Here is a 24521-nt window from a genome sequence, read left to right as displayed (position 1 = left end):
CGTGAAGGCCGTCCGCACCGACCGCGAGCTCGAATGTCCAGGCATCGATGCCGGCTTGCGGGCAAGGGGTGTCGAGCTGGTGACGCTGCCGGACGGCATTTCCGAGGCGGAGCTCAAAGCCGCGGTCGCCGACGCCGATCTGCTCTTGATGTGCTACACGCCAGTCACTGCGGAGGTGATCGACGCGGCGCCCAGGTTGAAGGGCATCGTCAAATATGGCGTCGGTATCGACGCCATCGATATCCCCGCTGCCATGAGGCGCGGTATCCCCGTCGTCAACGTGCCCGAATATGCCGAGGAAACCGTCGCCGAAGGTGCTTTCGCCATGATGGTCGCGCTGGCCAAGCGGCTGCCCGCCATCACCGCGGCGGTATCGCGCGATGGCTGGATCTGGCCCGAGCCGCGCTGGCTGGGACGCGACATTTCAGGCGCCACGCTTGGGATCGTTGGTTGTGGCAAAATCGGCCGCAGCATGGCGCGCATGGCCGGCCAGGGATTTCATGCGCGGCTTCTTGGCTTCGATCCCGGTGTCGACGCCGAAACGATGCGCGCCGCCGGCATCGAAAAAGCCGACGACCTCCAGGCAATGCTTCGCGCCTGCGACTTCGTCTCAATCCATTGCGTGCTGAACGACAGCACGCGCGGCCTGATCGGCAAGGCTGAACTCGCCTGTCTCAAACCTTCCGCCATCATCGTCAACGTCTCGCGCGGCGCGCTCATCGACGAGGCGGCCCTTGTCGAGGCGATCGTTTCCGGGCGCATCGGCGGCGCCGGGCTCGACGTCTATTCGGTCGAGCCGCTGGCCAAATCGGGCCATCCGATGGGCGCGCTTTTCGGCCGCGAGGACGTCATCCTGTTCCCGCACCTCACCTTCTTTACGCATGAGGCGATGCGCCGGCTCGAGGACGACACGCTCGCGCGCTGCTTTGAGATTCTCGACGGCCGGCCGGTGACCGTGCGCTCGTCCGACCCGCGGTTGCGGGCGCAGACTTCTGGCGTTTCATTCGTCTGATCATCACCTGCTCAAACGCTTCGACGGCCTGCCCTGAGCAGGCCGAAATATGTTCGCGACATGACTGCGACGGTTCCATGACAACTATCAGATGAAGTTTGCCTGTCATAAAATAAATAGATTTTACTTATCGATTCCCAATCCCCAGAGTTGTCCTAACGACGACGCTGCCGGTACTAATCGAAGCAGAAGCAGAAGCAGAAGCAGAAGCAGCCGGCGCCGTCGCCACAGTGCATCGCAGAATGTGCCATCAATCAAAAAGGGGAACTGGACATGAAATCACGCAACGCAACCACGGTCGCGGCTTTCGCCGCGTTGCTGGCGTCGGCTGCCCTCATCGGACCGGCGATGGCAGATGGCGTCGTCACCATCTACTCCGCCGATGGCCTGCATGACGGCAACGGCAGCTGGTTCGAAACCGAGTTCGCCGCCTTCACCAAGGCCACCGGCATAAAAGTGCAGTATATCGAGGCTGGTTCGGGCGGTGTCGTTGAGCGTGTCGCCAAGGAGAAGTCGAACCCGCAAGCGGACGTGCTGGTGACATTGCCGCCCTTCGTGCAGCGCGCCGCCGCCGGCGGCCTGCTGCAGGATTACAAGCCCGAAGGGGCGGACCAGATCGACGGCGGCACCGACAAATACCGGCCGCTGGTCAACAACTACATGAACTTCATCTACAACAGCGCCGTGCTTTCGGAAGCGCCGAAGAGCTACGACGATCTGCTGGACCCGAAATTCAAGGGCAAGATCCAATACTCGACGCCCGGCCAGGCCGGCGACGGCACCGCTGTCATGCTGCAGATCATCCATGCCTTCGGCGGCGAGGATGCAGGTTTCGAGTTCATGAGGAAATTGCAGGACAACAATGTCGGCCCCTCCGCTTCGACCGGCAAGCTGACGGCGCTGGTCAACAAGGGCGAGCTGCATGTCGCCAACGGCGATTTGCAGATGAACATGTCGCAAATGGCCGACAATCCCAACATCAAGGTGTTCTGGCCGGCGGGGCCTGACGGCGTGCGCTCCACCTTTGCGCTGCCCTATGAGATCGGCCTGGTAACCGGCGCGCCCAATGCCGACAACGGCAAGAAGCTGATCGACTTCCTGCTCTCAAAGGAAGCTCAGTCGAAGGTCAGTTCCGTGGCTCTTGGTCTGCCGGCCCGCAAGGATGTGACGCCGAACGACGCCAATTTCGCGAAGGCGCAAGAGGCGATGAAGGGCCTGACCATCTGGTCGCCGAACTGGGATGACGCTCTGGCCAAGCTGCCTGACTACGTCAAGCGGTGGAACGAAGCGACCGGAAGTTGATCCCTGCCAATCCGGAGGACCATGCCATGTCGGCCGCCGCTTTTACTGGGACCAGTGTCATGGACATCGACGCCGCGAAGGTTCGCGGCGCCGGCTCCAACGTCCATTTCGACAAGGTTGTTGTCGCCTATGGCGCTCACGTCGTCTTGCATCCGCTGACCCTGGATATTGCTCCCGGCGAGATCCTGGCGATGATCGGCCCATCCGGCTCCGGCAAGACCACCGCCTTGCGGGCGGTGGCCGGCTTCGTGCGGCCGAGAAGCGGACGAATCCGCATTGGCGCGACGGATGTGACCGATCTGCCGCCTTATGAGCGCGGGCTCGGCATGGTGGTTCAAAACTACGCGCTGTTTCCGCATATGCGGGTCGAGGACAACGTCGCCTTCGGCCTCAGGGCTCAGGGAGCCGACAAGGCGCTGATCGCCGAGCGGGTCAAGGATGCACTCGGTACCGTCGGCATGGCTGCCTATGCAGGACGCTATCCGCGCGAGCTTTCCGGCGGCCAGCAGCAGCGTGTCGCGATTGCGCGCGCTCTTGCCGTGCGGCCCCGCGTGCTGCTGCTTGACGAGCCGCTTTCGGCGCTGGACGCACAGATCCGCCGCAATATGGTCGAGGAGATCGCCAGGCTGCACCGCAGCCTGCCGGGCCTGACGATCCTCTATGTCACTCACGACCAGACAGAGGCGCTCACCCTCGCCGACAAGATCGCCATCATGCGCGACGGCTCGGTCTGTTCGCATGGACCGACGACCGAGCTCTACCGCCGCCCGCCCAACCGCTTCACCGCCGAGTTCCTCGGCCGCGCCAATCTACTGCCGGTCACCATTGCCGAGGCTGCCGGCTCCAAGGGTTTTGCCGCGGCAAGGCATGGCGACGCGGTGCTGATGGGCACCGGCCGTGACGAGAAGGCCGGCGACAAGAGCCTGCTTTGTATCAGGCCCCAGCACCTCAGCCTGACGGCCGATGGCGACCATACCAATCGCATTGTCGGCACGCTCCTGGAGGTGCACTGGCAAGGCGAACTCACCCATCTCGTGCTCGATGTCGACGGCACGACGGTGCGCGTCTCGGCGACGAGACTGCCGATGGCCCTGCCGGAACCCGGCGCCAAGGTGCCGCTGTTCTTCGCGCCCACCGACACCTCGCTCGTTCCGGAAGACGCCGGTGTCTGAGGCTGTCGCTATCGCCTCGCCAGCGGTCAGGAGAGAGCCTGGCAGATTCTGGATCGTGCCGCCGGCCGCACTCCTGGCCCTGCTGTTCTTCTATCCGCTGGCGCTCATCGCCCGGCAGGCCTTCCTGGACGACAGCGGCGTTGCCAATGTCGCCGAAGTGATCCGCGTCCTGCATTCGCGCTTCTTCCTCAACGCGCTGATCAACACGGTGACGATTTCGGTTACCGCGACTGCCGGGTGCCTGATCGTCGGTCTCGTGCTGGCACTGATCCTGGCCTTCGTTCCGTTCCCCGGCAGCGGCTTCATTGCCAGGCTGATCGACACCTTCATCGCATTGCCGACCTTCCTGGTGACGCTCGCCTTCACCTTTCTCTACGGCTCCGCAGGCATGCTCAACGCAGGGCTGATGGAGACCTTTTCACTGCCGTCGCCGCCCGTCGATTTCCTCTATTCGAGCTGGGGCGTGGTGCTGGCCGAGGTCACTGTCTACACGCCGTTCATCCTACGGCCGCTGCTTGCCGCCTTCTCGCTGGTGGACCGCGGCCAGATCGAAGCGGCAAGCGTGCTCGGCGCGCGGTCGTTCCGCATCGTGCGCCAAATCATCCTGCCGGCCGCCATTCCGGCACTCATTGCCGGCGGGAGCCTCTGCCTGCTGCTCACCGTCAACGAGTTCGGCATCGTGCTGTTCATCGGCGCCAAGGGGGTCATCACGCTGCCGCTGCTGATCTATGGCAAGGCGATCCAGGAATCGGCCTATCAGGTCGCCTGCATCATCGCCCTGATCAACATCGCGCTGTCGCTCGGCCTGTTCGGGCTCTATCGTTTCGCAGCCGGCCGGCTGGGGGTCTAGCCATGCTGGTTTGGTCCCGCTCCGGTCGCCTCGTTCTGTGGCTCCTCTTCGCGCTGATCTTCGGTGTGCTGTTCCTGGCGCCGCTTGCGGTCATTCTCCTGTCCAGCCTTGCCGGCCAGTGGAACGGGGTGCTGCCGAGCAGCCTGACGACGGAACACTACAGCGATGTCTTGCATGGCGCGGCCGGCGATGCGGTCAAGGCGAGCCTTCTCACCGGTTTTGCAGCCAGCGCGCTGGCGCTGGTCAGCGGCACCTGGGCGGCGCTGTCGCTGCGGGTCCAGGGGCATGCGCTGCGGCGCCTGCTGGGCCTGTTGTTCTTCGTCCCCAGCGCCGTGCCTTCGGTCTCCGTCGGCCTTGGCCTGCTGGTCGCCTTCAGCCATCCGCCGCTGCTGCTCAACGGTACGATCGCGATCGTCATGATCGCGCATTTCGTGCTGATATCGGCCTTCACCTTCGGCAATGTGTCGGCCGGACTGGCGCGGCTCTCGCCCGACTTCGAGCAGGTGGCATCGAGCCTCGGCGCGCGGCCGGCCTACCGCCTCTGGCACGTCACCTTGCCTCTGCTCGCACCCTATCTGGTCGCAGCGTTCGGGCTCAGCTTCGCACTGTCGATGGGTGAACTCGGCGCCACCGTGATGGTCTATCCGCCGGGTTGGGTGACGCTGCCGGTGTCGATCTTCAGCCTCACCGACCGAGGCGACATCTTTGCGGGAGCAGCGCTCACCATGATCCTGGTGGTGGCGACCCTGGCGCTGCTGCTCGGTCTGGAGCGCATCACCGCCCGCGCCACGGGATCGTAGCGCTGCCTCAGCCGGGTTTGCGTTCGACGATGTAGATGTGATCCGCGGCCAACACAACTTCGTCGCGCTGGTTGATCACCTCGCAGCGTTCGATGACCCGGCCCGCGGCCGGCCGCTTCGGATCGTCCTGCTTGGCTGCGATGGTGGTGCGCGTGCGGATCGTGTCGCCGATGAACACCGGCTTGATGAAACGCAGCCGATCATAGCCATAGGAGAAGGCAACGGGATTGACGACGCTTGCCGTCAGTCCGATGCCGACCGAGAACACCAGCGTGCCGTGCGCGATGCGCTGGCCGAACGGCGTCGTCTTCATGAACTCGGCGTCCATGTGGTGCGGGAAGAAATCGCCGGTGTGGCCGGCATGGACGACGAAATCGGTCTCGGTAATGGTGCGGCCGCTGGTCAGCCGCGAGGAGCCGATCTCGTAGTCTTCGAAATAAATGATCTGTTCCATGTCCTGCCTCACGGCCTTTCGGCCAGCGGCGTCGCCGGCGCCGCGCTCGATTTATAGGCGGCTTCCACCAGCGCCATCGTGTTCCAGGCGTCCTCGACCGAGCTGACCAGCTCGTCGTCTTCTCCGCAAGCAAAGCGCTGGACATTGGCCATACGCCCGACAAAGGCATCGGGGAACCATTCGCCGGCGAGTGGCACGGCAATCCAATCCGTCCCGCCTTTCGGGTATATTTCCAGGACGTCCGGTTCGCCGCGGGGATAGTCGAGGTTGAGGCCGAGTTTGAGATAGGCCGCGCCCTCGGTGCCGCAGATGCGGAATTCGCAGGCCTGGTGCCGGCGCCCGAACTTGTGGTCATGGTTGATCGACAGCGCGCAGCGCACGGTGTCGCCATAGTCGAGGATGGCGCTGGTGCGCGTCTGTGCCACCGTATGGTTGGGATGGCCGAGCGTCTTGGCGTGCACCCCTTTGGGGTCGCCCAGCAATTGTCTGACGAGGTCCAGATAGTGGATCGAATGCATCGCGATCTCGACACGCGGCGCCTTGAGCAGGAATTCCCACAACTCCCAAGGTGTCGCCAGCGCCAGCCAGGCGTCGAAGTCGACGACCTCGCCGAGCCATCCCTTGGCGATGGCATCCTTGAGCGCCAGCATCATCGGCGCGAAACGCAATTGGAAATTCACCGCGGCCTTGAGCTTCCTGGCGCGGCAGATCTCGAGGATTTCGGTTGCCTCGCCGAGATAGTTGCCCATCGGCTTCTGGATCAGTGCGACCGCCCCCTCGGGAAGCGCCTTCAGGATCTCGGCATGCCGACCGGGCGGTGTCGCGAGATCAAAGATCGCATCGTTGATTCCGGCGGCTTCTTCCACGGAGCGGAATGCGGTGACACCCCATTTCTCGGCCAACGTCCGCGCCTTGGCCTGGTCCGGATCATAGAGGCCGGCAACCGGAAACTCGGCCTTCCGGTAGGCGGGAAAATGGGCATCGCCGACAATCGAACCTGCGCCGAAGGTGACGATCGGCCGGGGCTTTGTAGGCTTAGGCCAGGACTGGATGAGTGAGGCAGGGTCGAAACCGCCTTCAGTCATGATGGAAGACCTCGTCCATCGAAGCCCACCATTCGCCCTCCTTGCGGGTCGCCAGCGGCTCCTGGCAAGGCATGCAGAGGGCCCACCATTCCTGTGTTTTCGGGTCTGCCGCCATCTTGGCCATGTCGGCGGCATAGTCGGTGCCGTGGTATTCGAAGTAGGCAAACAGCAGGTTCTCCGGCCGCTTCAGGTAGATCGAATAGTTCTCGATGTTGCAAGCCGAGATCATGGTCAGCACGTCGGGCCAGACGGCGGCATGGAGGCGCACATACTCCTCGACCTTTTCCGGCTTCAGTCCCAGAACCATTCCCATCCGCTGCATGTTCGTTCCCCTATTTCGTGATCGCCGTGGTGAATTCGGCGATGCTCATGGCCTTGACCGCGTCCCAGTCCCAATCGATGCCGATGCCGGGCTCGTCGGGTGCCAGCGCGTGCCCATCCTCGATGCGCATGCGCTTGCCGGTCAACTGGTCAAGCTGCGGAATGTACTCGACATACCGGCCGTTCTGAACAGCGCAGGTGAGGCTGACATGCAATTCCATCAGGAAATGCGGGCAGACCGGGATGTCGAAGGCCTCCGCCGCATGCGCCACCTTTAGCCAGGGCGTGATGCCGCCAATGCGGCCGACGTCGACTTGCACGATCGAACAGGCGCCTTTCTGCATGTATTCGCGGAAATGCCTGATGGAATAGAGCGACTCGCCGATGGCAATCGGCGTCTGCGTCGAATTCGACAGTCGCACATGGCCATCGATGTCGTCGGCCGGCAGCGGCTCCTCGATCCAGGCGAGATCGAGTTCACGCAGCCTCGCTGCGCGGCGGATCGCTTCGTCGACGGAGAATCCCTGATTGGCGTCGGTCATGATCTCGTAGCCGTCGCCCACCGCCTTGCGCACCGCCGCCAGCCGCGCCAGATCTTCCGATCCGTGCGGTTTGCCGATCTTCACCTTCGAGCCGCGAAATCCCTTGGCCTTCGCGGCCAGCGCGTCATCGACCAGCGCCTGCGTCTCGATGTGCAGCCAGCCGCCCTCCGTCGTGTAGAGCGGGCAGCGGTCCTTGGCGCCGCCCGCCAGCTTCCACAGAGGCAGGCCCTGCTTCTTCGCCCGCAGGTCCCAAAGCGCGGTGTCGATCGCCGCGATCGCGATGGCCGTGATCGCGCCGATCGTGGTGGCGTGTGTGGCGAATTCGAGATCGTGCCAGATCGCCTCGATCATGTCGGGGTCGCGGCCGATCAGGCGCGGCGCCAGATGGTCGGACAAGAGCCGCATCACAGACGAGCCGCCGGTGCCGATCGTGTAGCTGTAGCCGGTGCCGACGGCGCCGTCGGAATCGGTGATCGTGACGAGAGGCGTTTCCTGGCTGACGAAACTCTGGATCGCGTCCGTGCGCTTGACCTTCGGCACAAGGTCCACCATCCGCAGTTCTATCTTTTCGATCGTGGCCATGTCGTCAGCTCCGCAATGACTTTCCCGTGTCGGCGGCAAACAGGTGCGCCTGCGACAGGTCGAGGCTCATGGCCATCCGCTCGCCCGATCTCAAAGCTCTTGGGTTCAGCATGCGCGAAACCCAGTCTGCGCCATTGAATTCGACGAACACCAGCGTCTCGTTGCCGAGTGGTTCGGTGACCGTGATCGGCAATTCGATCTGGTGGACGTCTGCGGCACCACCGGAACTGATACCATGGCCGGTCGGGTAGATGTCGTCGGGCCGCAACCCGAACACCACCTTGTTACCCCTGGCGACATTGGCTTTGAATTGGCTAGGCAATGGCAGCTTTTCGCCGCTGGCGAAAACCAGCTGGCCGTCATCGATCGTCGCCTCGTGCAGGTTCATCGGCGGCGAGCCGATGAAGCCCGCGACGAACCGCGTCGCCGGCCGTCGGAACACCTCGTCTGGGGTGCCGACCTGTTCGATATGGCCGTCGCGCATGATGACGATGCGGTCGGCAAGCGTCATCGCCTCGACCTGGTCATGGGTGACATAGATCACCGTCGACCGCACCTTGGCGTGCAGCTTCTTGATTTCGGTCCGCATCTGCGTGCGCAGTTTGGCGTCGAGATTTGAAAGCGGCTCGTCGAACAGGAACACGTCGGGATCGCGTACGATGGCGCGGCCCATGGCGACGCGCTGGCGCTGGCCGCCGGAAAGTTGCGACGGGCGACGGTCGAGCAGCGTGTCGAGGCCGAGGATGGCCGAGGCTTCGGCGACGCGGCGCTCCATATCCTCCTTGGCGGCCCCGGCAATCTTCAGGGAGAAGCCGAGGTTCTCGCGCACCGTCATGTGGGGATAAAGCGCGTAGGACTGGAACACCATCGAGATGTTGCGCGAACGCGGCGGCAAATCGTTGACGACGCGGCCGCCGATCTCGATCGAGCCGGCGCTGATCTCTTCCAGCCCTGCGATCATCCTGAGCGTCGTCGACTTGCCGCAGCCGGAGGGGCCGACCAGCGCGATGAATTCGCGGTCCGCGATGTCGAGGTCGATGCCGTGCACGATCCCGACATTGCCGTAGCGCTTGGTCAGCTTTTGGAGGGAAACCGTTGCCATGGGATCAGCCTTTCACCGCGCCGGAGGTCAAGCCGCCGACAAGGTGTTTCTGGACGATGTAGGTGAGGGTGAGCGCCGGGATGATCATCACCACGGCGAGCGCGCACATGCCGCGCCAGTCGATGGTGAATTCGGCCGTGTAGTCGAGCAGGCCGACCGGCAGGGTCTTGGCGCTGACCGAGCGGGTAAGCTGCGAGGCCAGCGCGAACTCGTTCCAGCAGGTCAGGAAAGCAAAGATCGCGGCGGAGGCGATGCCGGGCCCGGCAAGCGGGAACTCGACCTGCCAGAAGGCCTGCCAGCGGGTGCAGCCGTCGATCTGGGCGGCTTCCGCGAGGTCCTTCGGCACCTGGCGGAAGAAGCCGTCGATCAGCCAGATGGTGAACGGCACGTTGAGCGCGACATAGGCCAGGATCAGTCCGAAATGCGTGTCGATGATGCCGAGCCTGACATAAAGGAAGAACAGCGGCAGCGAGAGCGCGATACCCGGCACCGTGCGCGTCAGCATCAGGCCGAGGAAGACGCCCGACTTGCCGCGGAAACGGTAGCGCGCGAAGGCATAGCCGCCGGCCATGCCGATGGCCACCGCGATCATCGTCGAGGTCACCGAGATGATCAGCGAGTTGCGGAAATATTCTATGACCGGGATGCCGCCCTTGCCGATCCCTGAGAACATCGCGACATAGGCGTCGAACGAGATCTGCTGCGGGATCCACACCGGCGGCTTGGCCATGATCTCCACAGTCGGCCGCAGCGACGAAAGCACGATCCACAGGCCGGGCAGGCAGATGGTCAGCATCGCCAGGAACAGGCCGATGCGATAGGCGATGCCCAGCAGCCGGCGCTTGAGGCGGGCGGAAGAATTCTCGTCCATCACCACTCCGCACCGATCTGCGTGCGCGCCGCGGCGAGCTTGTTGAAGAAGTAGACGGTGAAGGCGATCGACAACAGGATCGAGAAATAGGCCATGGCGTTGGCCATGCCCATGCGCCCGTCGCTGTAGGCGGTGCGCGCCACCAGCGTCCACAAAAGCTCGGTGCGGCCCGCCGGCCCGCCATCGGTCATGATCTTGACGATGTCATAGGCGCGCGCCACGTCGAGCGAACGGATGGTCATGGCGATGTAGGCGAAAGGCATGACGAACGGCCAGGTCACATAGCGGAACGTCTGCCACGGCGTGCAGCCGTCGACGCGCGCCGCCTCGATTGGCTCCTTGGGCATGGCGAGCAGCCCGGCGAGGATCAGGATGGCGAAGATCGCCGTCGACGACCAGATCTCGGCGATCGAGATGGCGATGAAGGCGAGATGGCCTTCGATCAGCCACGCAATGGCATCCCTGGTGATGCCGAGCGATTGCAGGGCGTTGTTCACCAGGCCGATATTGTCGTTGAACATGAACTTGAACTGGAAGCCGACGAGGATCGGCGAGAACATCATCGGAAACATCATCAGCGTGCGCAGGATGCGCTGGCCGCGCGTCGCCTTTTCGACCAGCATGGCGAGGCCGAGGCCCAGCAGCATTTCGAGATTGAGCGCGATGGTCAGCAACAGAACCGTGCGGCCGAACGCCCACCAGAAATCGGCGTTCGCCAGGATCGAGAGATAATTGCGGAAGCCGACAAAGACGAAGAACGTTTCGGGCTTGGTCAGGCGGAACGGCGTGAAGCTGGAATAGAGCGACAAAAGCAACGGCACCACGACGACCGCCGCCAGCACGATCATCGCCGGAAGCAGCAGCAGGAATGGCGCGGATGGCTTGAAGCCCTTCATTGGGACCCTGTGAGTTGCATTCGATTGCCGCCTGTCGAGCCGGGCGGGGCAGGCATCGTCATCGTGGAACACCCGAGGCAGTGCGCGCCCTAAAACGCGAGCGCCTCCCCCATGACTGATGGGGGAGGCGGCCTTGGGAGCGGTTCTACAGCTTGCCGGCGTCTTCGAGGATTTGCGTCGCCTTGGCGGCGGCTTCGTCGAGCGCCTGCTTGGACGTCTTGTCGCCGAGGATCGCCGCCTGCAATTCGGGATAGACGGCGTTCGAGATCTCGATCCATTCAGGCGTCTGCGGCACCGCGAAGGCGTGCTTGGCTTCTTCCTGGAAGGCGGAGAGGACCTCCTTCTTGTAAGGATCGTTTTCGGCCTGCTTCAGGTCCCAGTCCCAGACCGCGGTGCGGGTCGGCAGCGGGCCCGCGGCGGCTTCCAGCTTCTGGCTGTCCTCATTGGTGAGCCACCACACCAGCGATGCCGCGGCCTCCTTGTTCGGGCAGTTCTCGGTCACCGAGAAGCCATGGAAACCGGACCAGCCGGTGCGCTTGCCGGACGAGCCTTTCGGCGCGACCTTGACGCCGACATTGCCGGCGACCTTCGACGACTTCGGATCGTTGAAGAAGCCGGCCCAGCCCGGCCAGTCCAAGTTGATGGCGACGGTGCCCGAGGCAAAACCCTGGCCCAGATCGTCCCAGAGATAGTTGGTGGTTCCGGCCGGCACGGCCTTGGCCTTGTAGAGGTTGACGAACCAGTCGAGCGCCCGCACGCCGGCTTCGGAGTTGAAGACCGGCTTGCCGTCCTTGTCGAGATACTCGCCGCCCTCGGCCACCACCATCTCGTAGAAGCGGCCGTTGATCGCCTCTTCCTTGCCGGCGAACTGCGTGCCGTAGAAGTTGGGCGGGTTGGCGAAGAACTCGGCCTGGTCGGTGACTTCCTTCCAGGTGTCCGGCGGCACCAGATCATAGCCGTATTTCGCCTTGAACTTGGCCTTGTTGTCGGCGTTCTCGTAGAGGCTCTTCTGGTAGTAGAGGGCAGAGACGTCGAACTGCGCGCGCGGCAGCATCTCCAGCTTGCCATCGATGGTCGCCGCCTTGATCGTCGATGGCACGAAGGCATCGATCTCTTCCTTGGGCAGCAATTTGCTGAGGTCGGTATAAAGGCCGGTATACTGCGGCGCGAAGGAGGAATGGTTCCAGCCGACGCACCAGTTGGTGCTGCCCGAGGCGATGTCGGACTTCAACTCCTTGTCGATGTCGAAGCCGTTCTTCTTGGTCAGGATGTTGACCTTGGCGCCGGTCGCCTTCTCCCATTCGGGGATGCGCTCGTAGAGCTTTTCGTATTGCTGGCCGCCGATCAGCTTCACGTCGACGGTAACGCCTTCGAACTTGCCGGGCAGGTCGCCGGCAAGGGCTGCGCCTGCGCCTGACGCAAGCAACAAAGCGCCGGCGCACACGCCGGAAAGCAGTCTGTTCATTGGTATCCTCCCTGGGTGCGCCTTAGCGGCGACCGCAACTCGTCTGATGACAAGAAGTGCTACATTCATATACAAACAAAACATTCATGGATACGTCAAGGCGAAATTTGTTTCCGCCGGCAGCATTCCTGCGTATATGAAGAATCGATTTCACTGGAGGGAAGGCCCATGGATGACAGCGAAGACGAGCGGTATCGCGCGCCTGCGCTCGACAAGGGGCTCGACATCCTGGAACTGCTGGCCGGCGTCGACGGCGGCCTGACGCAGGCGGAAATCGCCAAGAAGCTCGACCGCAGCCCCAATGAGTTCTACCGCATGCTGGACCGGCTGGTGCGGCGCGGCTATGTCACGCGGCTCGACGGTGACCGCTATTCACTGACGCTCAAGCTGTTCGGCCTGGCGCAACTGCACGCGCCGGTGCGGCGGCTGGTTTCCTACGCGACGCCGTTGATGCGGGAACTGGCGGAGACATCGCAGCAGGCCAACCAACTTGTTGTTTTTGATCGCGGTTCCGCCGTGGTGATCGGCCAGCAGGAGGCGCCGAACTACTGGGGCATCTCGATCCGGGTCGGTGCCCACATCAGCCTGTTCGACACCGGTTCGGGACATGTGCTGCTCGCCTTCCGTTCGCAGGAGGAGCGCCAGATGATGATCTCCGAACATGTCCGCAGCACCGACAATACGGCGCAGCCGCCCGAGTTCTTTGCCCGTCTCGACCAGATCAGGGAACGGGGATATGAGATGATGGCCTCGATGCAGACTGCCGGCGTCTACAATCTGTCGGCACCGGTGCGCGGCTCCGACGGCAAGGCGATCGCGGCGCTTTCGATTCCTTACATCACCGTCGTCAACGCACCGTCCGCGCCGGACATGACCCGCACCATCGAACTGCTGCTGGCCACATGTGAAAAGCTGTCGCGTCTGGCCGGGTCGGCCGTCGGTTCATCGGCGTAATTCTTATTTGAATGAAGAATTCCTCCGTGAGATGATCTGAAAGACATAGGGAGGAGCCCTGCATGATCATCGACACCCACCTGCACCTCATCGATCGCTCGGCCTTGCGCTACCCGTGGCTTGCCGGCGTGCCCGCTCTCAACCGCGACTTCTCCTATGACGAGTATGCCGCGGAAGCTCAACGTGTCGGCGTCGAGCGCGTGCTGCATATGGAGGTCGATGTCGATCCGGCTGACATCGAGGCCGAGACCCAACGTGTCGAAGGCCTGTCCAGACAGGCCGGCAGCATGCTGGCCGGGGCGATCGCCGCCTGCCGTCCGGAAGAGGCCGACTTTGCGGCCTATCTCGAGCGCCAGCGAGCAAAGCCGTTGGTCAAGGGTTTTCGCCGCGTCCTCCACGTCATGCCCGACGAACTCTCGGAAGGCGCGCTATTCCGGGACAGCATCCGGCGGCTTGGCGGCACCGGGCTCACCTTCGATCTCGTCGTGCTACCGCATCAGATTCCCAAGGCGATCGCGCTCGCCGATCTGGCGCCCGACGTCCAGTTCGTGCTCGACCATTGCGGCGTCCCCGACATCAAGGGCAATGGCGAGCATCCGTGGCGCGAACACATGAGCGAAATCGCGCGGCGTCCCAACGTCGTGGCCAAGATTTCCGGCGTCGTCGCTTATGCGGATCCCGGCAGTTGGACGGTCGAGACGCTGCGGCCCTATGTCGAACACACGATCGGTTCGTTCGGATGGGATCGTGTTGTCTGGGGCAGCGATTGGCCGGTCTGCACGCTGGGTGGCGGTCTGTCGACCTGGGTGGCGGCGACCCATGCGCTGCTTGCCGGCTGCAGCGTTGCGGAACGCGACAAGCTCTTGTCCGCGAACGCCCGCAAGCTCTGGAGGCTTTGACCGGCTCCGCTTCTTCAGATCGTCGCCGAAACGTGCCGTTCGCGCCCGTAGAGCGAAACCAGCAGCACGATGATGAAGCCGAGTGCTGCCTGCACCGCCGAGGGCTGGAATCCGAGCCCGATCAGCAGCGTGTTGATCTCGGTCAGCACCAGCACGCCGGCGATAGTGCCGAGATAGCTGCCGCGCCCGCCGACCAGCGCGGCGCCGCCGACGACCACGGCCGCGATGGTCTGGAACAGGTAGGGCTGCCCGACATCGCCATAGGCCGAGCCGGTGAAGCCGAGCAGCAGCACGCCCGCCACCGCGGCGAAGAAGGCGCTTGCCGCATAGGTGATCACCCACATTCGGACGGGGTCGATCAGCGCCAGCGGCGCGGCACCCGGATTGCTGCCGAGTGCGTAGAGCCGGCGCCCATAGGGCGTCCGCTCCAGCACCAGGACGACGAGCGCCACCAGCACGACGAGACAGGGCACCAGCCATGGAACCGGCAGTGGCCCGGCCGATCCGCCGATCGACACGAAGCTCGAAACCGCTTGCGGCGCGGAGCCTGAAGGGAAGCCGGCAGTCCACAAAAGCACAAGCCCTTGCACGACCATGCCGATGCCGAGCGTGACGATGAGCGGCTGGATGTCGAGGCTGCGCGCGATCAGCCCGTTCACGCCACCGATAAGGATCGCCAGCACGCCGACGAGGCCGCAGACGAGGACAAAATTCCAGCCATCGCCGTAGAGTTGCGCGGCCACGACATTGGCAAAGCCGATGACGAAGGGGATCGACAGGTCGATGCCGCCCATGATGACGACCAGCGTCTGCCCGATCGAGGCGACGGCGAGCAGCGAAGCAAGCACCAGCATGGCGCGCACCGCAAACGGGCTGGAGTAACCCGGAATGAGGATGGTGCCGGCAAGATGCAGAAGGGCGGCAACACAGAAGGCGCCAATGACACGGGCATTGGTTGTCGCGAATAGATTTCGGCCAGCCATGTCAGCGCCTCCCGATGGCAAAGCGTTCCTGCAGCGCGGTCAGCATCACCGCCAGCACCAGTACGGCGCCGTAGGCGATCTGCAGCACGAAGGTCGAGACGTTGAACGTCGTCAGCACGCTCTGCAGCAGGAAGATGTCGACAGCGCCGATCGCGGCACCCGCGACGCCACCACGGCCGCCGGTAAGACTGACACCGCCAAGAGCTACAGCCGCAATGGCGATCAGCGTGTAGGTCGGGCCGATATTGGGATCGGCCGAACCGATCAGCGCAGTCAGCATCAGCCCGGCGCAGCCGCCAAGGATGCCGGTCATGACATAGGCGATGAAGCGCACGAGCGTGACGTCGACGCCGGCGGTATAGGCGGCGCGATCGTCGCTGCCGACCGCCATCAGCTGGTCGTAATAGGGGCTGCGCCGCACCAGCCACCAGAAAAGGAACATCAAGGCCAGCGGCAGAAGCGAGAACGGGCCTGCCAGGGATTTCAGCCAGGCCGGCGCCGGGCCGATCGGCGCCGGCAGGATGGTCAGCGTCACCCCCGTCAGGATCAGATAGGTGCCGAGCGTGGCCACGATCGGTTGGATGCGCACGATGGTCGCCAGGAAACCGTTCGCCGCCCCGACCAGCGCACCGATGAGCAGCGCCGCCGGAACAAGCGCCAGCGGCGAGGATATTCCGGCGCGCAGGAAAAGCACCTGGATCACGATGGCGTTGACGAAGCCCATCAGCGGCCCGACCGAAATATCGATGCCGCCGCGCCCGGCGAGGATCACCGGGGTCGAGGCGATGGCCGCGCCGATCAGCGGCGCCGCCAGCCCAACCAGCGCACCCCAGGAGCCCGGCTGGAACCGTGCCGGGCTCAGCATCAGATTGACCGCCAGCAGGACGATCAGCAGCACGGCGGCGAAGCCGACGCTTCGGCCGAGGGACAGGATGCGTGCGAAGGGTCTCATGCTGCGCGTCCGAACATGGCTGCGATCACGTTCCCGGTGGTCATCGCCTGGCCGGCGATTTCCGCCGCGACTTCATTTTCGCGGAACACCAGCACGCGATGGCAGAGAAGAAGGATCTCCTCGATCTCGCTGGACAGGATGACGAGCCCCATGCCGTCGGAAGCCAGCCCGCGAAAGACGTCGTAGAGAACATGCCGGGTCGCCACGTCGACGCCGCGCGTCGGATCGTTGAGAAGCAACATTGCGGGGTCCAGCGCGAGGGCCCGCGCCAACAGCACCTTCTGCTGGTTGCCACCGGACAGGGTGGTGATCGGCGCGTCGGGCCGAGGCGCCGATATCGACAGCCTTTCGCGATAGGCCTCGTAGCGCGCCTTGCGCGCCGCCGGGCTGATCAGGCCGAGGCGGGTATCGCGAGACAGCGTCGAGACGGCGAAATTGTCGAGCACCGATTGCGTCGGGAAAATGCCGTTGGCACGCCCGCGCGGAAGATAGGCGATGCCGCTCGATACGGCCTTGCGGAAGCCGGTGATGGCGCGGGATGCGCCGGGCAGATCGAGGGTTATCGAACCGCCAAGCGGCGCGACTAGGCCGGCGAGCATCTCGAGGAAAAGCTCCTGGCCGTGGCCATCCAGGCCGGCGAGCCCAACGATCTCGCCGGCGGCGACCGCCTGCATGATCGGGCTGGCGTCCGGTGCGATGACGAGGTCGCGGATAGTGAGGGCGGCGCGATCAGCCATGCGCCAGCTCTGCGGCGGTGCGTGGCGCCATCGCCTTGAGAAGCTCCGCCGGCGTCGAAGCGCCGCGCTCCTCGGTGCGCACCACGCTGCCGCCGCGCAGGATCGAGATGCGATCCGAAAGCGACGTCACCTCATCCATGCGGTGGGTGATGAACAGGATCAGGCAGCCTTCGCCGGCAAGCGTGCGCATCAGCGAAAAAACGGACTCGCGGTCGGCGAAGTCGAGTGCTGCGGTCACTTCGTCGAGGATCAGGATCTTTGGATCGCGCACGACCGCACGAGCAAGAACGACGAGTTGCTGTGCTGCGAGCGGCAACTGCCCGGCGGGCATGTCGAGCGGAACGTTGGTGACGGCGAAACGTTTGAGGGCGGCGGCTGCCCTGTCGCGCCGCTCGTTGCGGGGAACCGCGCGCCGGACCAGGCCGTCGAGGCCAAGCAGGATATTGTCGGTCACGCTGCGGTCCGGCGCGATCAGCACTTCCTGGAAGACCGTGGCGAAGCCTTGCGCCTGGAAGGCCGAGGGGGTTCCGCCCGAAAACGGCCTGCCTTGCAGCAGGACCGTGCCGCTGTCGGGCTGAACGATGCCGGACAGCAGCTTGACCATGGTGCTCTTGCCCGAACCATTCTCGCCCAGGATGGTGTGGATGGTTCCTGCCCGGAACGCGATCGAGGCGTCCGCAAGCGCGACCGTCTCGCCATAGCGTTTGGATATGTTTCTGATTTCAAGCATGTCGCGTTTCGAAGCTGGCAAGCCGGCCCTCCGAAAGGAGCCGGCTTGTCGAGGTCTTATCTGGCCCAGGCGTCACTTCGCGCAGGCGTCTGGCACCTTCGAATAGTCCCATCCCTTGGTCGGCGCCGGGTTGGAGAAATAGGCGTCGAGCCATTCTTCCGGCATCGGATCCTTGGGCGGCACCGGGAAGATCGATACGGCATCCGTCGTCATGCAGTCCTTGTACCAGGCGCCGAGATCGGCATTGTGGACCGGCGGAATCGGAATGAGCAGCGTGTTCAGCTTCGGCTTCTGGCCGTCGAGCATGCGTTCGCCGACGCGAAACAGCGTTTCGGCGGTCCAGTGCGGCAGCACGGCATGGCCCTCGAAGCGGTACTTGTCGGGATTGGCCTTCCAGTAGCCCAGGGCATCGCCGGTGATCGAACCGGTGATCAGCGGCGCCGGCCGGCCGGCTTCGGCGAACGCCTCCGCGACGACGCGGCTTTCGCTGCCTGTCGTCCACACCGCATCGATCGGCGCCGGGTTGGTGGCGATCGCCTGCAGCACCACCGTCTTGGTGACATTGGCCGTCCAATTGCCGTTGACCGTGCGCGAGATCTTCAGCTTGGGGTTTTCCGCCAGCGCCTTGTCGGCGCCCTGGCGCTCCTGAACCACGATCGGGTGGCCGGCGATGCCCTCGACCAGCAGGATGCTGGCGCCATCAGGCTTGGCCTTGCCGATCGCCGTCATCATGTCGTAGCCCCAGCGCGTATAGTTGGAATCGACATTGATCGCGTTCGGGCTGGTCACCGAACCGGCGGCGGTGATGAACGGGATGCCTGCCTTGGCGGCCGCATCGATGGCGTCATCGAGCGCTGTTGCCGAGCCCGGGATCGAGGTGATGATCGAGCACTTCTTGTCGATGAAGGCGCGGATCTGGTTGATCTGCTGGCTGGCGTCGTTGTTGGAATCCGACACTTCGAAGCTGGAGACGGTGCCGTCGGCGATCAGCCCGTCGACCAGGCGCTTCAGCTCCTTGGTGACGGTGACCCGCCAGGGGTTGCCCTGGTAGGATTCCGAATGGCACCATTTCCATGGCTTGGACGGCGGGTTGAAATTGTCCCAGGCCGATGGCAGCACCGTCTGCGGCGCGCCGTCATATTGCGCCTTGAGTTCATCGGGCAGCCCGCTGATGACGCCTTGTACGTCTTCGGCAAAAGCTGTCGTTGCGAGTGAGGCGAAGGCGGTTGCGGCCACAAGGCCGCGGATCAGGCTTTTCATTTGTCTCCTCCGTTCAATTTTTTCAGGCTCCTCCACCGGCAGTGCCGGTCGCCTGCGCCGGGGCGCTCTGCCGAAACAGGCGATTGAGATCGGCAATGACCTGGCTGGAACGATGCCCTGAGGTCATGCCGGAATTGACGCGGTCGGACGCGGCCTGCTGGAACGCCATGTAACCATCATGGCGAGGCCGCACCCATGCGCCCTCCAGGGTCGCGCGCGTATCGCGATAGAAATTGCCGGTCGCCGCATTGACGGCCTGATCCTCCCAGGCCGCGGCATGGCCGGGCTGTCCGCCGGCCGCGGCATAGGGGCCACGCTGGACCTCGCCGCTGGCGAGCCAGTAGGCGAAATCGGTTGCCGCCTCTTTCGCCTTCGAGAAGGCCGACACCGCTATGCCTGTGCCGCCAAGCGCCGTGCCAATCGGGCCGCTGGATCCGACAACAGGGATGTCGCCAAATGCCAGGCGATGTGGGCGAAACCCGGCCATCGCGTAGGAAACATAGCCGTAGATCAGCGGTGCGCAGACGATCGGGGATCCGGCCTGCGCCATCCGCTCCGAAACGGCGATCGGATCCATCTCGAAGCAGGCCGGGTCGACCAGCGCGGCAATCTCGCGCATTGTCTCGAAGACTTCGCTGCCGGCCTCGCCGTCGATGAGATCGTTGGATGGGTCGGTCGCGCAAGCATGCCCGAGATTGCCTGCGAGCGTGAAGAACACCATCATCGAATGCGGTGGCCGCAACGGCAGCAGCACGCGTGCCTGCCGGGCGAGATCGAGCACTTCGCTCCATCGCGATGGCGGTGCGCCAAGCGCATCGGGCCGCCATGCCTGGACCTGCGTCGCGGCATCGATGGGAAACGCCCAGTGCCGTCCCTGCCATGTGTAACTCGGATAGGACTGGCCGACGCTGCCGGAGGAAAGTGCCGCGCGCTCCGCCTCGCGGCCGGCGACATCGAGCGGCTCCAGGCAGCGTTCGGCGGTGATCTGGCCGACATGCGGATGGTCGATGACGATCAGATCATAGGCGCGCGCCAGTTCCTCGACCGGGAAGGACTCGAAGTCCTGCAGCGAACGCTTGTCCCATTCGACGGCAATGCCGGTTTTCTGCTTCCACAGCGACGAGCAGGCGACCATCGGATCATAGCCGCGCGGATGGTTCCAGGTCATGCCCCTGAGCGTGGGCTTGAGGAAGCGCGTGGTCACAAGCCGAACTCCTCGCGGATCGCGGCGCTATGCTCGCCGATGCGCGGTGCTGCCCGATCGACCTTGGCCCTGATGCCGTCGACCCTGAGCGGCGAGCTGGTGGTAAGGATCGAGACATCGTCCTCGCGCGTCACCGTCTGCAGCATGTCGAGCGACTGGAAGCCCCCACTTGCCAGCATTTCCGGCCAGGTCAGCACCTTGGCGCACCAGATGTCGGCGGGTTCGAGAACGCCAAGCCACTCGTCGACCGTCCTGGTGGCGATCCGCTGCGCGACGATCGCCTTGATGTCGTCGCGCGCAGTGAACCACGATGCCGGCTCGTCGCGGTAGGGCGCCAGTTCCTCCAGCGACAGCAGGTCGGCGAGTTTCGGGATTGGCGTCATGGCGATGGCGAGATAGCCGTCCTTGGCGGGATAGACGCCGTAAGGTGCCGACAGATAGGCATGCGCGCTGCGGAAGCTGGAGCGGCGCGGCAAACGGCGGCCATCGTTGAGATGCGTGGTCAGTACCTCGAACTGGAAGTCGACCAGCGCTTCCAGCAGGCTGGTTTCGATATGGCTGCCCTGACCGGTGATGCCGCGCCGCACAAGGGCGGCCAGTATGCCTTGCGCGCACGCCGCGCCCGCCAGCATGTCGCCGATGGCAAGCCCAAACGGCACCGGCCCCTGGTCCTCGTCGCCGTTCAGCCACATCACCCCGGAGCGCGCCTGCGCCAGGAGGTCCTGGCCGGGCCGCTTGACCCATGGGCCATCCTCGCCATAGCCGCTGATCGAGGCATAGACCAGGCGCGGGTTGATCTTGCGGACGGCCTCGTAGTCGAGGCCGAGCCGTTCGATGACACCTGGCCTGAAATTCTGGATCAGCACGTCGGCCTTGGCCAGCAGGCCGCGCAACGCTTTGAGATCCGCCTCGTCCTTCAGGTCGATGGCGAGGCTTTCCTTGGCCCGGTTGATGGCATGGAAGATGGTGGAATCACCGCCGATCTCGGTGTCGCTGAGATAGAGCCGGCGCGACAGGTCGCCGCCGTCCGGACGCTCGATCTTGATGACGCGGGCGCCGAGATCCAGCAGCCTGAGCGAGCAGTAGGGCCCGGACAGGAACTGGCTCATGTCGACGACGACGAGACCGGCAAGCGGCAATTCGGCTGCTGCCGGCATTTCTACTTCTCCGTCTTGCCGAGGAAATCGGCAGGGTTGCGGTACTTCACCGTCTGCAGATGCTCGCAATAGAGTACGAGTTCGCCTTCGCCCTTGAACACCTCGTAGCTGGCGCGGATCAGCCCCATGTCCTTGTAGCGCGGCGTCTTGTCGAGGTTGGAGCGGATCGAATAGATCGTGTCGCCGATGAAGACGGGCTTTATGAAGCGGAGCTTGTCGTAGCCATAGGAAAACGCATTGACGCAATTAGTGGCGACGAGCCCCAGGCCAGCCGAGAAGACGAAGGCGCCGGCCACCAGCCGCTTGCCGAAAATGCCCTCCGTCTCGGCAAACATCTGGTCCTGCACGTAAGGATGGATGTCGAGCACCAGCGTGTTGAACAGGTGGCTGTCCCCTTCGGCCAGGGTGCGGCGCAACGAGCGGATCTTCTGGCCGACCGGCCAGTCCTCGTAGAACCAGTTCTCGGCGTTCCAAACCGGCAGGGCGGCATGCGCCTCGGGCATGTTGGCCGGATGCGTCGAGGCGACGCCGACGGTCGGTGCGAAGTCGTTCATCGCTGGCTCCGCTGGCACTGCGCGAGGCACGGCACAAGTTTCGGAACACGCGTCAAGGCGCCAGATTGCACGACGTCTCCTCCCGTCAATCTTCTTTTGTAAATACTATTTTCACATATGGGGTTGCGTTGCAAGCGAGGACGGGCGAAATTTTGGCTGTTTCCGCTGCGCTCGAGCCCGGCGGAACAGGGAGGAAAACATGCGCGATGCCTGTCTGGTCTTTGTCGGCAGCCTGAACCGGGAGGCGCCCTATTTTCAGGGCGCACGCGGCGTCGGCCTCGGCGTCTACAGCTTCGACGAGGAGACGCTGGAAACACGAAAGCTGGCCGAGACCAGTGACATCGACAATCCGACCTTCCTTTCGGTGACGCCGGACGGTTCGCGCCTCTACGCCAATTCGGAAGTCTTCGCCTGGCGCGAAGGAACGGTTTCGGCCTACGGCTTCGACCGCGCCTCGGGCACGCTCACTTACCTGAACAAGCAGCCGTCACTCGGCAGCATCACCGCGCATAACACCATCACCCACGATGGCACGAAGCTGCTGGTCGCCAACTACGGCATGGGCGAGGGCGGTCCGGATCGCGCAGTCGCGGTCTATGGCTTCGACAGCGATGGCGCCTTGTCGACTCCTCTGGCCAGCGTTTCGCACAAGGGCACTGGCCCGAACGCAGCCCGGCAAGAGCGCTCGCATGCCCATAGCGTCACCGAAACCATCGCCGGCGGAACGGCCATCGTCGCCGATCTCGGCATCGACCGGCTGGTGTCCTACCGGATCGAGCATGATGGCAATCTGACCAAACTGGCCGAATCCGCTTTGCCGCCGGGCGCCGGTCCACGCCATCTCGCCTTGCATCCGAACGGCCGTTTTGTCTTCGTCATGAACGAGCTGGATTCGACCATCGTGTCGATGGCGCTGGACGAGGCAAGCGGCAAGCTCTCGACCATCGACGCCAGGCCGGCCGTGCCGGCCGAGGCGCGCCAGGCCAATCACTGCGCCGATATCCAGATCTCGCCCGACGGCCGCTTCCTCTACGGCTCCAACCGAGGCCATGACAGTGTGGTCGTCATGGCCGTCGACCAGCAAAGTGGCGCGCTGAGCCTTGTCGGCTATGTCCCTTGCGGGGGCGCCACGCCGCGCAACCTGGCGCTGACGCCGTCCGGCGGCCACCTGTTCTCGGCCAACCAGAATGCCGACCGCATATCGATTCTCGCGCGCGACGCCGAGAGCGGCGGGCTGACCGACACCGGCCGTGCCATCAAGATCGGCACGCCGATGTGCGTCAAGATCGTGCGGTGAACCGTGCGCGACATCGGCATCGAGCTTCGGACGGAAACGGGCCGGAGCTCAGGCCGGGCGATCCGGGTTGACGGGTGCCTTCGCCGGAGCTGTTGACGGAGCATTGAACGAAAAAAACCCGCCTGCGCGGCGGGTTCCTGGCGCAACTCAGCACCATAGATAAATATCTACCATAGTTGCCTTCACCCAGTCAAGAAAAAATTCCTATCTTGAGAGCTGCCGGCCATGGAAGGCTGCTGACACAGCCGGACCGGCCGTCGTCAGGCCGCCTTTGTCAACGCGAGTTCGCACGCTGGAGCTCAGGCCTGTTGGATTGCCGAGAGCTTCCAACTCGAGCCATTCTGACGCGTGAAGGTCCACAGCTCCGTCGTCTCCGTGGGATGATCCTCGTCGCCCTCGACGACCTTGCCGTTGGCCCGTTCGCGCATCACGTCGCGCGATTCATAACGCAGGGCCGCCGTGGCATAGTCGCGGTCATCCTCGCGCCAGCTTTCCGCGATGTCGGCCTGCAGGAGGGTGACGTCGGATACCTCGTTCCTGAGGCCCTTCTTCGCATTGTCGGCCAGCTCTTCAGAGAGATAGGACACCATTTCGGGAGTCGTCGTCTTGCGCAACGCGGCATGATCCTCACGCCCGAACGCTTCCTGGACATCGCTCAACAGCTGCTGGAATGCGTCGAGGTCGGTCTGGGCGAGCCGGATTTCATCGGAACCGGTGGCCGCGGCGGAGCCTCCGCCTGAACCGCCGCCAAAGCCGGGAATGGCGAAAGAATGCGCATTGTTGGCATCGCTCTGTCCGGCTGCGCGGTTTTCAAATCGCGAGGCATTGCCGGCGCCGGCGAGCGCAGGGGCGGGGCCACGCGCGGATTGCGACCGGAAGAACCTGATTGCCAGCATGATGGCGCCACCGATCAGCACGGCCTGCAGCAGGAAACCGAACATGCCCGCCAGCCCGCCGAAGCCCTGGCCCAGGAGCAGCCCGATCAGGCCGCCGATCAGCAGGCCGCGCATCATTGTTCCACCGAAGCCGCTCATGAAGCCGGGCCTCTGCGGGCCGGCCTGCGGCTGCCGGGCCGCGGTGTTCACGCCCGTATTGGGCGTCATCGAACGCTCGACCGGAGCGGTCGGCGCCGGAGCGGTCCTGGTCGGCGGCGCTGATTGGAACGTGCGCATGCCGCGGCTGCCGAAACTGCCGCCGCGACGGGCCTCGGCATGGTCTACCGCGACCATGGAGAATGCCAGGAACAGTCCGGCAAACAGGGCGGCAAATCGGCTTGTGCGGGAAATCATCTGGACGGACCTTTATCGATGGGTTTCGGAAATTCTCGACAGACGTCGGGC

25 protein-coding genes are annotated in these 24521 nt (G+C 64.1%); 8 read left to right on the top strand and 17 right to left on the bottom strand.

The annotated features are described in order from the left end of the window. The first annotated feature begins 1 nt into the window (after position 1). The 5 genes from LB547_RS20775 to LB547_RS20755 all read left to right on the top strand — a co-directional run bounded on the left by LB547_RS20775 (position 2) and on the right by LB547_RS20755 (position 5136). Positions 2-1012, top strand: a complete 1011-nt coding sequence (locus LB547_RS20775; protein WP_140671901.1) for an NAD(P)-dependent oxidoreductase — start codon at positions 2-4, stop codon at positions 1010-1012. 273 nt (positions 1013-1285) lie between these two features. Continuing rightward, positions 1286-2314 (top strand): 2-aminoethylphosphonate ABC transporter substrate-binding protein, encoded by a 1029-nt coding sequence (locus tag LB547_RS20770; protein ID WP_140497593.1) that lies wholly within the window; start codon positions 1286-1288, stop codon positions 2312-2314. A 59-nt stretch (positions 2315-2373) separates the two neighbouring features. Beyond that, positions 2374-3486, top strand: coding sequence for an ABC transporter ATP-binding protein (locus tag LB547_RS20765; RefSeq protein WP_224646565.1), 1113 nt, complete (start codon positions 2374-2376; stop codon positions 3484-3486). Then, on the top strand, positions 3479-4336 hold the full coding sequence (locus LB547_RS20760; RefSeq protein WP_140497597.1) for a 2-aminoethylphosphonate ABC transporter permease subunit: 858 nt from the start codon (positions 3479-3481) through the stop codon (positions 4334-4336). The genes LB547_RS20765 and LB547_RS20760 overlap by 8 nt, the downstream gene beginning before the upstream one ends. A 2-nt stretch (positions 4337-4338) precedes the next feature. Next, positions 4339-5136, top strand: a complete 798-nt coding sequence (locus tag LB547_RS20755) for an ABC transporter permease subunit (RefSeq protein ID WP_140497599.1) — start codon at positions 4339-4341, stop codon at positions 5134-5136. A 7-nt stretch (positions 5137-5143) separates the two neighbouring features. On the opposite strand, the gene LB547_RS20750 is transcribed toward LB547_RS20755, so the two are convergent. The 8 genes from LB547_RS20750 to LB547_RS20715 form a co-directional block, all read right to left on the bottom strand. Then, the gene (locus LB547_RS20750; protein WP_140562340.1) at positions 5144-5590 is read right to left on the bottom strand and encodes a MaoC/PaaZ C-terminal domain-containing protein; all 447 of its coding nucleotides are present in this window, start codon (positions 5588-5590) and stop codon (positions 5144-5146) included. A gap of 8 nt (positions 5591-5598) precedes the next feature. Then, entirely contained in the window at positions 5599-6675 is a 1077-nt protein-coding gene (locus LB547_RS20745) for a Gfo/Idh/MocA family protein (protein ID WP_140562338.1), read from the bottom strand. After that, on the bottom strand, positions 6668-6997 hold the full coding sequence (locus tag LB547_RS20740) for an L-rhamnose mutarotase (protein ID WP_140497605.1): 330 nt from the start codon (positions 6995-6997) through the stop codon (positions 6668-6670). Before LB547_RS20740 ends, LB547_RS20745 begins: the two co-directional genes overlap by 8 nt. Positions 6998-7007: 10 nt before the next feature. Further along, positions 7008-8120: a mandelate racemase/muconate lactonizing enzyme family protein gene (locus tag LB547_RS20735; protein ID WP_140623726.1), complete on the bottom strand. Its 1113-nt coding sequence runs from the start codon at positions 8118-8120 to the stop codon at positions 7008-7010. A gap of 4 nt (positions 8121-8124) precedes the next feature. After that, complete coding sequence (locus tag LB547_RS20730; RefSeq protein WP_140562477.1) at positions 8125-9222, bottom strand: ABC transporter ATP-binding protein; 1098 nt, start codon at positions 9220-9222, stop codon at positions 8125-8127. Between the two features lie 4 nt (positions 9223-9226). Further along, the gene (locus LB547_RS20725; RefSeq protein WP_140497611.1) at positions 9227-10093 is read right to left on the bottom strand and encodes a carbohydrate ABC transporter permease; all 867 of its coding nucleotides are present in this window, start codon (positions 10091-10093) and stop codon (positions 9227-9229) included. After that, a complete protein-coding gene (locus tag LB547_RS20720; protein WP_140514521.1) occupies positions 10093-10989 on the bottom strand; it encodes a carbohydrate ABC transporter permease in 897 nt (298 codons plus the stop codon). The genes LB547_RS20725 and LB547_RS20720 overlap by 1 nt, the downstream gene beginning before the upstream one ends. Before the next feature lie 145 nt (positions 10990-11134). Continuing rightward, positions 11135-12454, bottom strand: a complete 1320-nt coding sequence (locus LB547_RS20715) for an ABC transporter substrate-binding protein (RefSeq protein WP_140655549.1) — start codon at positions 12452-12454, stop codon at positions 11135-11137. Positions 12455-12622: 168 nt separating this feature from the next. Between LB547_RS20715 and LB547_RS20710 the strand changes: the two genes are divergently transcribed. Both LB547_RS20710 and LB547_RS20705 read left to right on the top strand, forming a co-directional pair. Then, positions 12623-13408 (top strand): IclR family transcriptional regulator, encoded by a 786-nt coding sequence (locus LB547_RS20710; RefSeq protein ID WP_140497617.1) that lies wholly within the window; start codon positions 12623-12625, stop codon positions 13406-13408. 62 nt (positions 13409-13470) lie between these two features. Next, complete coding sequence (locus tag LB547_RS20705; protein ID WP_140763487.1) at positions 13471-14307, top strand: amidohydrolase family protein; 837 nt, start codon at positions 13471-13473, stop codon at positions 14305-14307. 14 nt (positions 14308-14321) lie between these two features. On the opposite strand, the gene LB547_RS20700 is transcribed toward LB547_RS20705, so the two are convergent. The 8 genes from LB547_RS20700 to LB547_RS20665 all read right to left on the bottom strand — a co-directional run bounded on the left by LB547_RS20700 (position 14322) and on the right by LB547_RS20665 (position 21884). Next, a complete protein-coding gene (locus LB547_RS20700; RefSeq protein WP_140763484.1) occupies positions 14322-15290 on the bottom strand; it encodes an ABC transporter permease in 969 nt (322 codons plus the stop codon). A gap of 1 nt (position 15291) precedes the next feature. Continuing rightward, complete coding sequence (locus tag LB547_RS20695) at positions 15292-16242, bottom strand: ABC transporter permease (RefSeq protein WP_140623722.1); 951 nt, start codon at positions 16240-16242, stop codon at positions 15292-15294. Beyond that, a complete protein-coding gene (locus tag LB547_RS20690; protein ID WP_140623720.1) occupies positions 16239-16979 on the bottom strand; it encodes an ATP-binding cassette domain-containing protein in 741 nt (246 codons plus the stop codon). Before LB547_RS20690 ends, LB547_RS20695 begins: the two co-directional genes overlap by 4 nt. Further along, on the bottom strand, positions 16972-17709 hold the full coding sequence (locus LB547_RS20685) for an ATP-binding cassette domain-containing protein (protein WP_140497628.1): 738 nt from the start codon (positions 17707-17709) through the stop codon (positions 16972-16974). The genes LB547_RS20690 and LB547_RS20685 overlap by 8 nt, the downstream gene beginning before the upstream one ends. 72 nt (positions 17710-17781) lie before the next feature. Next, complete coding sequence (locus LB547_RS20680; RefSeq protein ID WP_140763481.1) at positions 17782-18969, bottom strand: ABC transporter substrate-binding protein; 1188 nt, start codon at positions 18967-18969, stop codon at positions 17782-17784. Between the two features lie 22 nt (positions 18970-18991). Next, complete coding sequence (locus tag LB547_RS20675; RefSeq protein WP_140498094.1) at positions 18992-20137, bottom strand: extracellular solute-binding protein; 1146 nt, start codon at positions 20135-20137, stop codon at positions 18992-18994. A 32-nt stretch (positions 20138-20169) separates the two neighbouring features. Further along, the gene (locus LB547_RS20670; RefSeq protein WP_140763478.1) at positions 20170-21330 is read right to left on the bottom strand and encodes a CaiB/BaiF CoA transferase family protein; all 1161 of its coding nucleotides are present in this window, start codon (positions 21328-21330) and stop codon (positions 20170-20172) included. A 2-nt stretch (positions 21331-21332) separates the two neighbouring features. Further along, positions 21333-21884 (bottom strand): MaoC family dehydratase, encoded by a 552-nt coding sequence (locus tag LB547_RS20665; protein WP_140655555.1) that lies wholly within the window; start codon positions 21882-21884, stop codon positions 21333-21335. Positions 21885-22083: 199 nt separating this feature from the next. Between LB547_RS20665 and LB547_RS20660 the strand changes: the two genes are divergently transcribed. Next, entirely contained in the window at positions 22084-23181 is a 1098-nt protein-coding gene (locus tag LB547_RS20660; protein ID WP_140655558.1) for a lactonase family protein, read from the top strand. A gap of 299 nt (positions 23182-23480) precedes the next feature. Here the strand turns inward: LB547_RS20660 and LB547_RS20655 are convergent, their stop codons facing one another. Further along, positions 23481-24470, bottom strand: a complete 990-nt coding sequence (locus LB547_RS20655) for a Tim44 domain-containing protein (protein WP_140655561.1) — start codon at positions 24468-24470, stop codon at positions 23481-23483. Positions 24471-24521 lie beyond the last annotated feature (51 nt).

It is taken from the genome of Mesorhizobium sp. B264B1B, from assembly GCF_020165765.1.
Taxonomy (GTDB): Bacteria; Pseudomonadota; Alphaproteobacteria; order Rhizobiales; family Rhizobiaceae; genus Mesorhizobium.
This window is presented reverse-complemented; position numbering and strand designations above follow the sequence as displayed.

Excerpts from the sequence above, each read along its gene's own strand:
- LB547_RS20770 (WP_140497593.1), top strand. The coding sequence starts at position 1,286 with ATGAAATCACGCAACGCAACCACGGTCGCGGCTTTCGCCGCGTTGCTG.
- LB547_RS20765 (WP_224646565.1), top strand. The coding sequence starts at position 2,374 with ATGGACATCGACGCCGCGAAGGTTCGCGGCGCCGGCTCCAACGTCCAT.
- LB547_RS20755 (WP_140497599.1), top strand. The coding sequence starts at position 4,339 with ATGCTGGTTTGGTCCCGCTCCGGTCGCCTCGTTCTGTGGCTCCTCTTC.
- LB547_RS20750 (WP_140562340.1), bottom strand. The coding sequence starts at position 5,590 with ATGGAACAGATCATTTATTTCGAAGACTACGAGATCGGCTCCTCGCGG.
- LB547_RS20745 (WP_140562338.1), bottom strand. The coding sequence starts at position 6,675 with ATGACTGAAGGCGGTTTCGACCCTGCCTCACTCATCCAGTCCTGGCCT.
- LB547_RS20740 (WP_140497605.1), bottom strand. The coding sequence starts at position 6,997 with ATGCAGCGGATGGGAATGGTTCTGGGACTGAAGCCGGAAAAGGTCGAG.
- LB547_RS20735 (WP_140623726.1), bottom strand. The coding sequence starts at position 8,120 with ATGGCCACGATCGAAAAGATAGAACTGCGGATGGTGGACCTTGTGCCG.
- LB547_RS20730 (WP_140562477.1), bottom strand. The coding sequence starts at position 9,222 with ATGGCAACGGTTTCCCTCCAAAAGCTGACCAAGCGCTACGGCAATGTC.
- LB547_RS20725 (WP_140497611.1), bottom strand. The coding sequence starts at position 10,093 with ATGGACGAGAATTCTTCCGCCCGCCTCAAGCGCCGGCTGCTGGGCATC.
- LB547_RS20720 (WP_140514521.1), bottom strand. The coding sequence starts at position 10,989 with ATGAAGGGCTTCAAGCCATCCGCGCCATTCCTGCTGCTGCTTCCGGCG.
- LB547_RS20715 (WP_140655549.1), bottom strand. The coding sequence starts at position 12,454 with ATGAACAGACTGCTTTCCGGCGTGTGCGCCGGCGCTTTGTTGCTTGCG.
- LB547_RS20710 (WP_140497617.1), top strand. The coding sequence starts at position 12,623 with ATGGATGACAGCGAAGACGAGCGGTATCGCGCGCCTGCGCTCGACAAG.
- LB547_RS20705 (WP_140763487.1), top strand. The coding sequence starts at position 13,471 with ATGATCATCGACACCCACCTGCACCTCATCGATCGCTCGGCCTTGCGC.
- LB547_RS20700 (WP_140763484.1), bottom strand. The coding sequence starts at position 15,290 with ATGGCTGGCCGAAATCTATTCGCGACAACCAATGCCCGTGTCATTGGC.
- LB547_RS20695 (WP_140623722.1), bottom strand. The coding sequence starts at position 16,242 with ATGAGACCCTTCGCACGCATCCTGTCCCTCGGCCGAAGCGTCGGCTTC.
- LB547_RS20690 (WP_140623720.1), bottom strand. The coding sequence starts at position 16,979 with ATGGCTGATCGCGCCGCCCTCACTATCCGCGACCTCGTCATCGCACCG.
- LB547_RS20685 (WP_140497628.1), bottom strand. The coding sequence starts at position 17,709 with ATGCTTGAAATCAGAAACATATCCAAACGCTATGGCGAGACGGTCGCG.
- LB547_RS20680 (WP_140763481.1), bottom strand. The coding sequence starts at position 18,969 with ATGAAAAGCCTGATCCGCGGCCTTGTGGCCGCAACCGCCTTCGCCTCA.
- LB547_RS20675 (WP_140498094.1), bottom strand. The coding sequence starts at position 20,137 with ATGACCTGGAACCATCCGCGCGGCTATGATCCGATGGTCGCCTGCTCG.
- LB547_RS20670 (WP_140763478.1), bottom strand. The coding sequence starts at position 21,330 with ATGCCGGCAGCAGCCGAATTGCCGCTTGCCGGTCTCGTCGTCGTCGAC.
- LB547_RS20665 (WP_140655555.1), bottom strand. The coding sequence starts at position 21,884 with ATGAACGACTTCGCACCGACCGTCGGCGTCGCCTCGACGCATCCGGCC.
- LB547_RS20660 (WP_140655558.1), top strand. The coding sequence starts at position 22,084 with ATGCGCGATGCCTGTCTGGTCTTTGTCGGCAGCCTGAACCGGGAGGCG.
- LB547_RS20655 (WP_140655561.1), bottom strand. The coding sequence starts at position 24,470 with ATGATTTCCCGCACAAGCCGATTTGCCGCCCTGTTTGCCGGACTGTTC.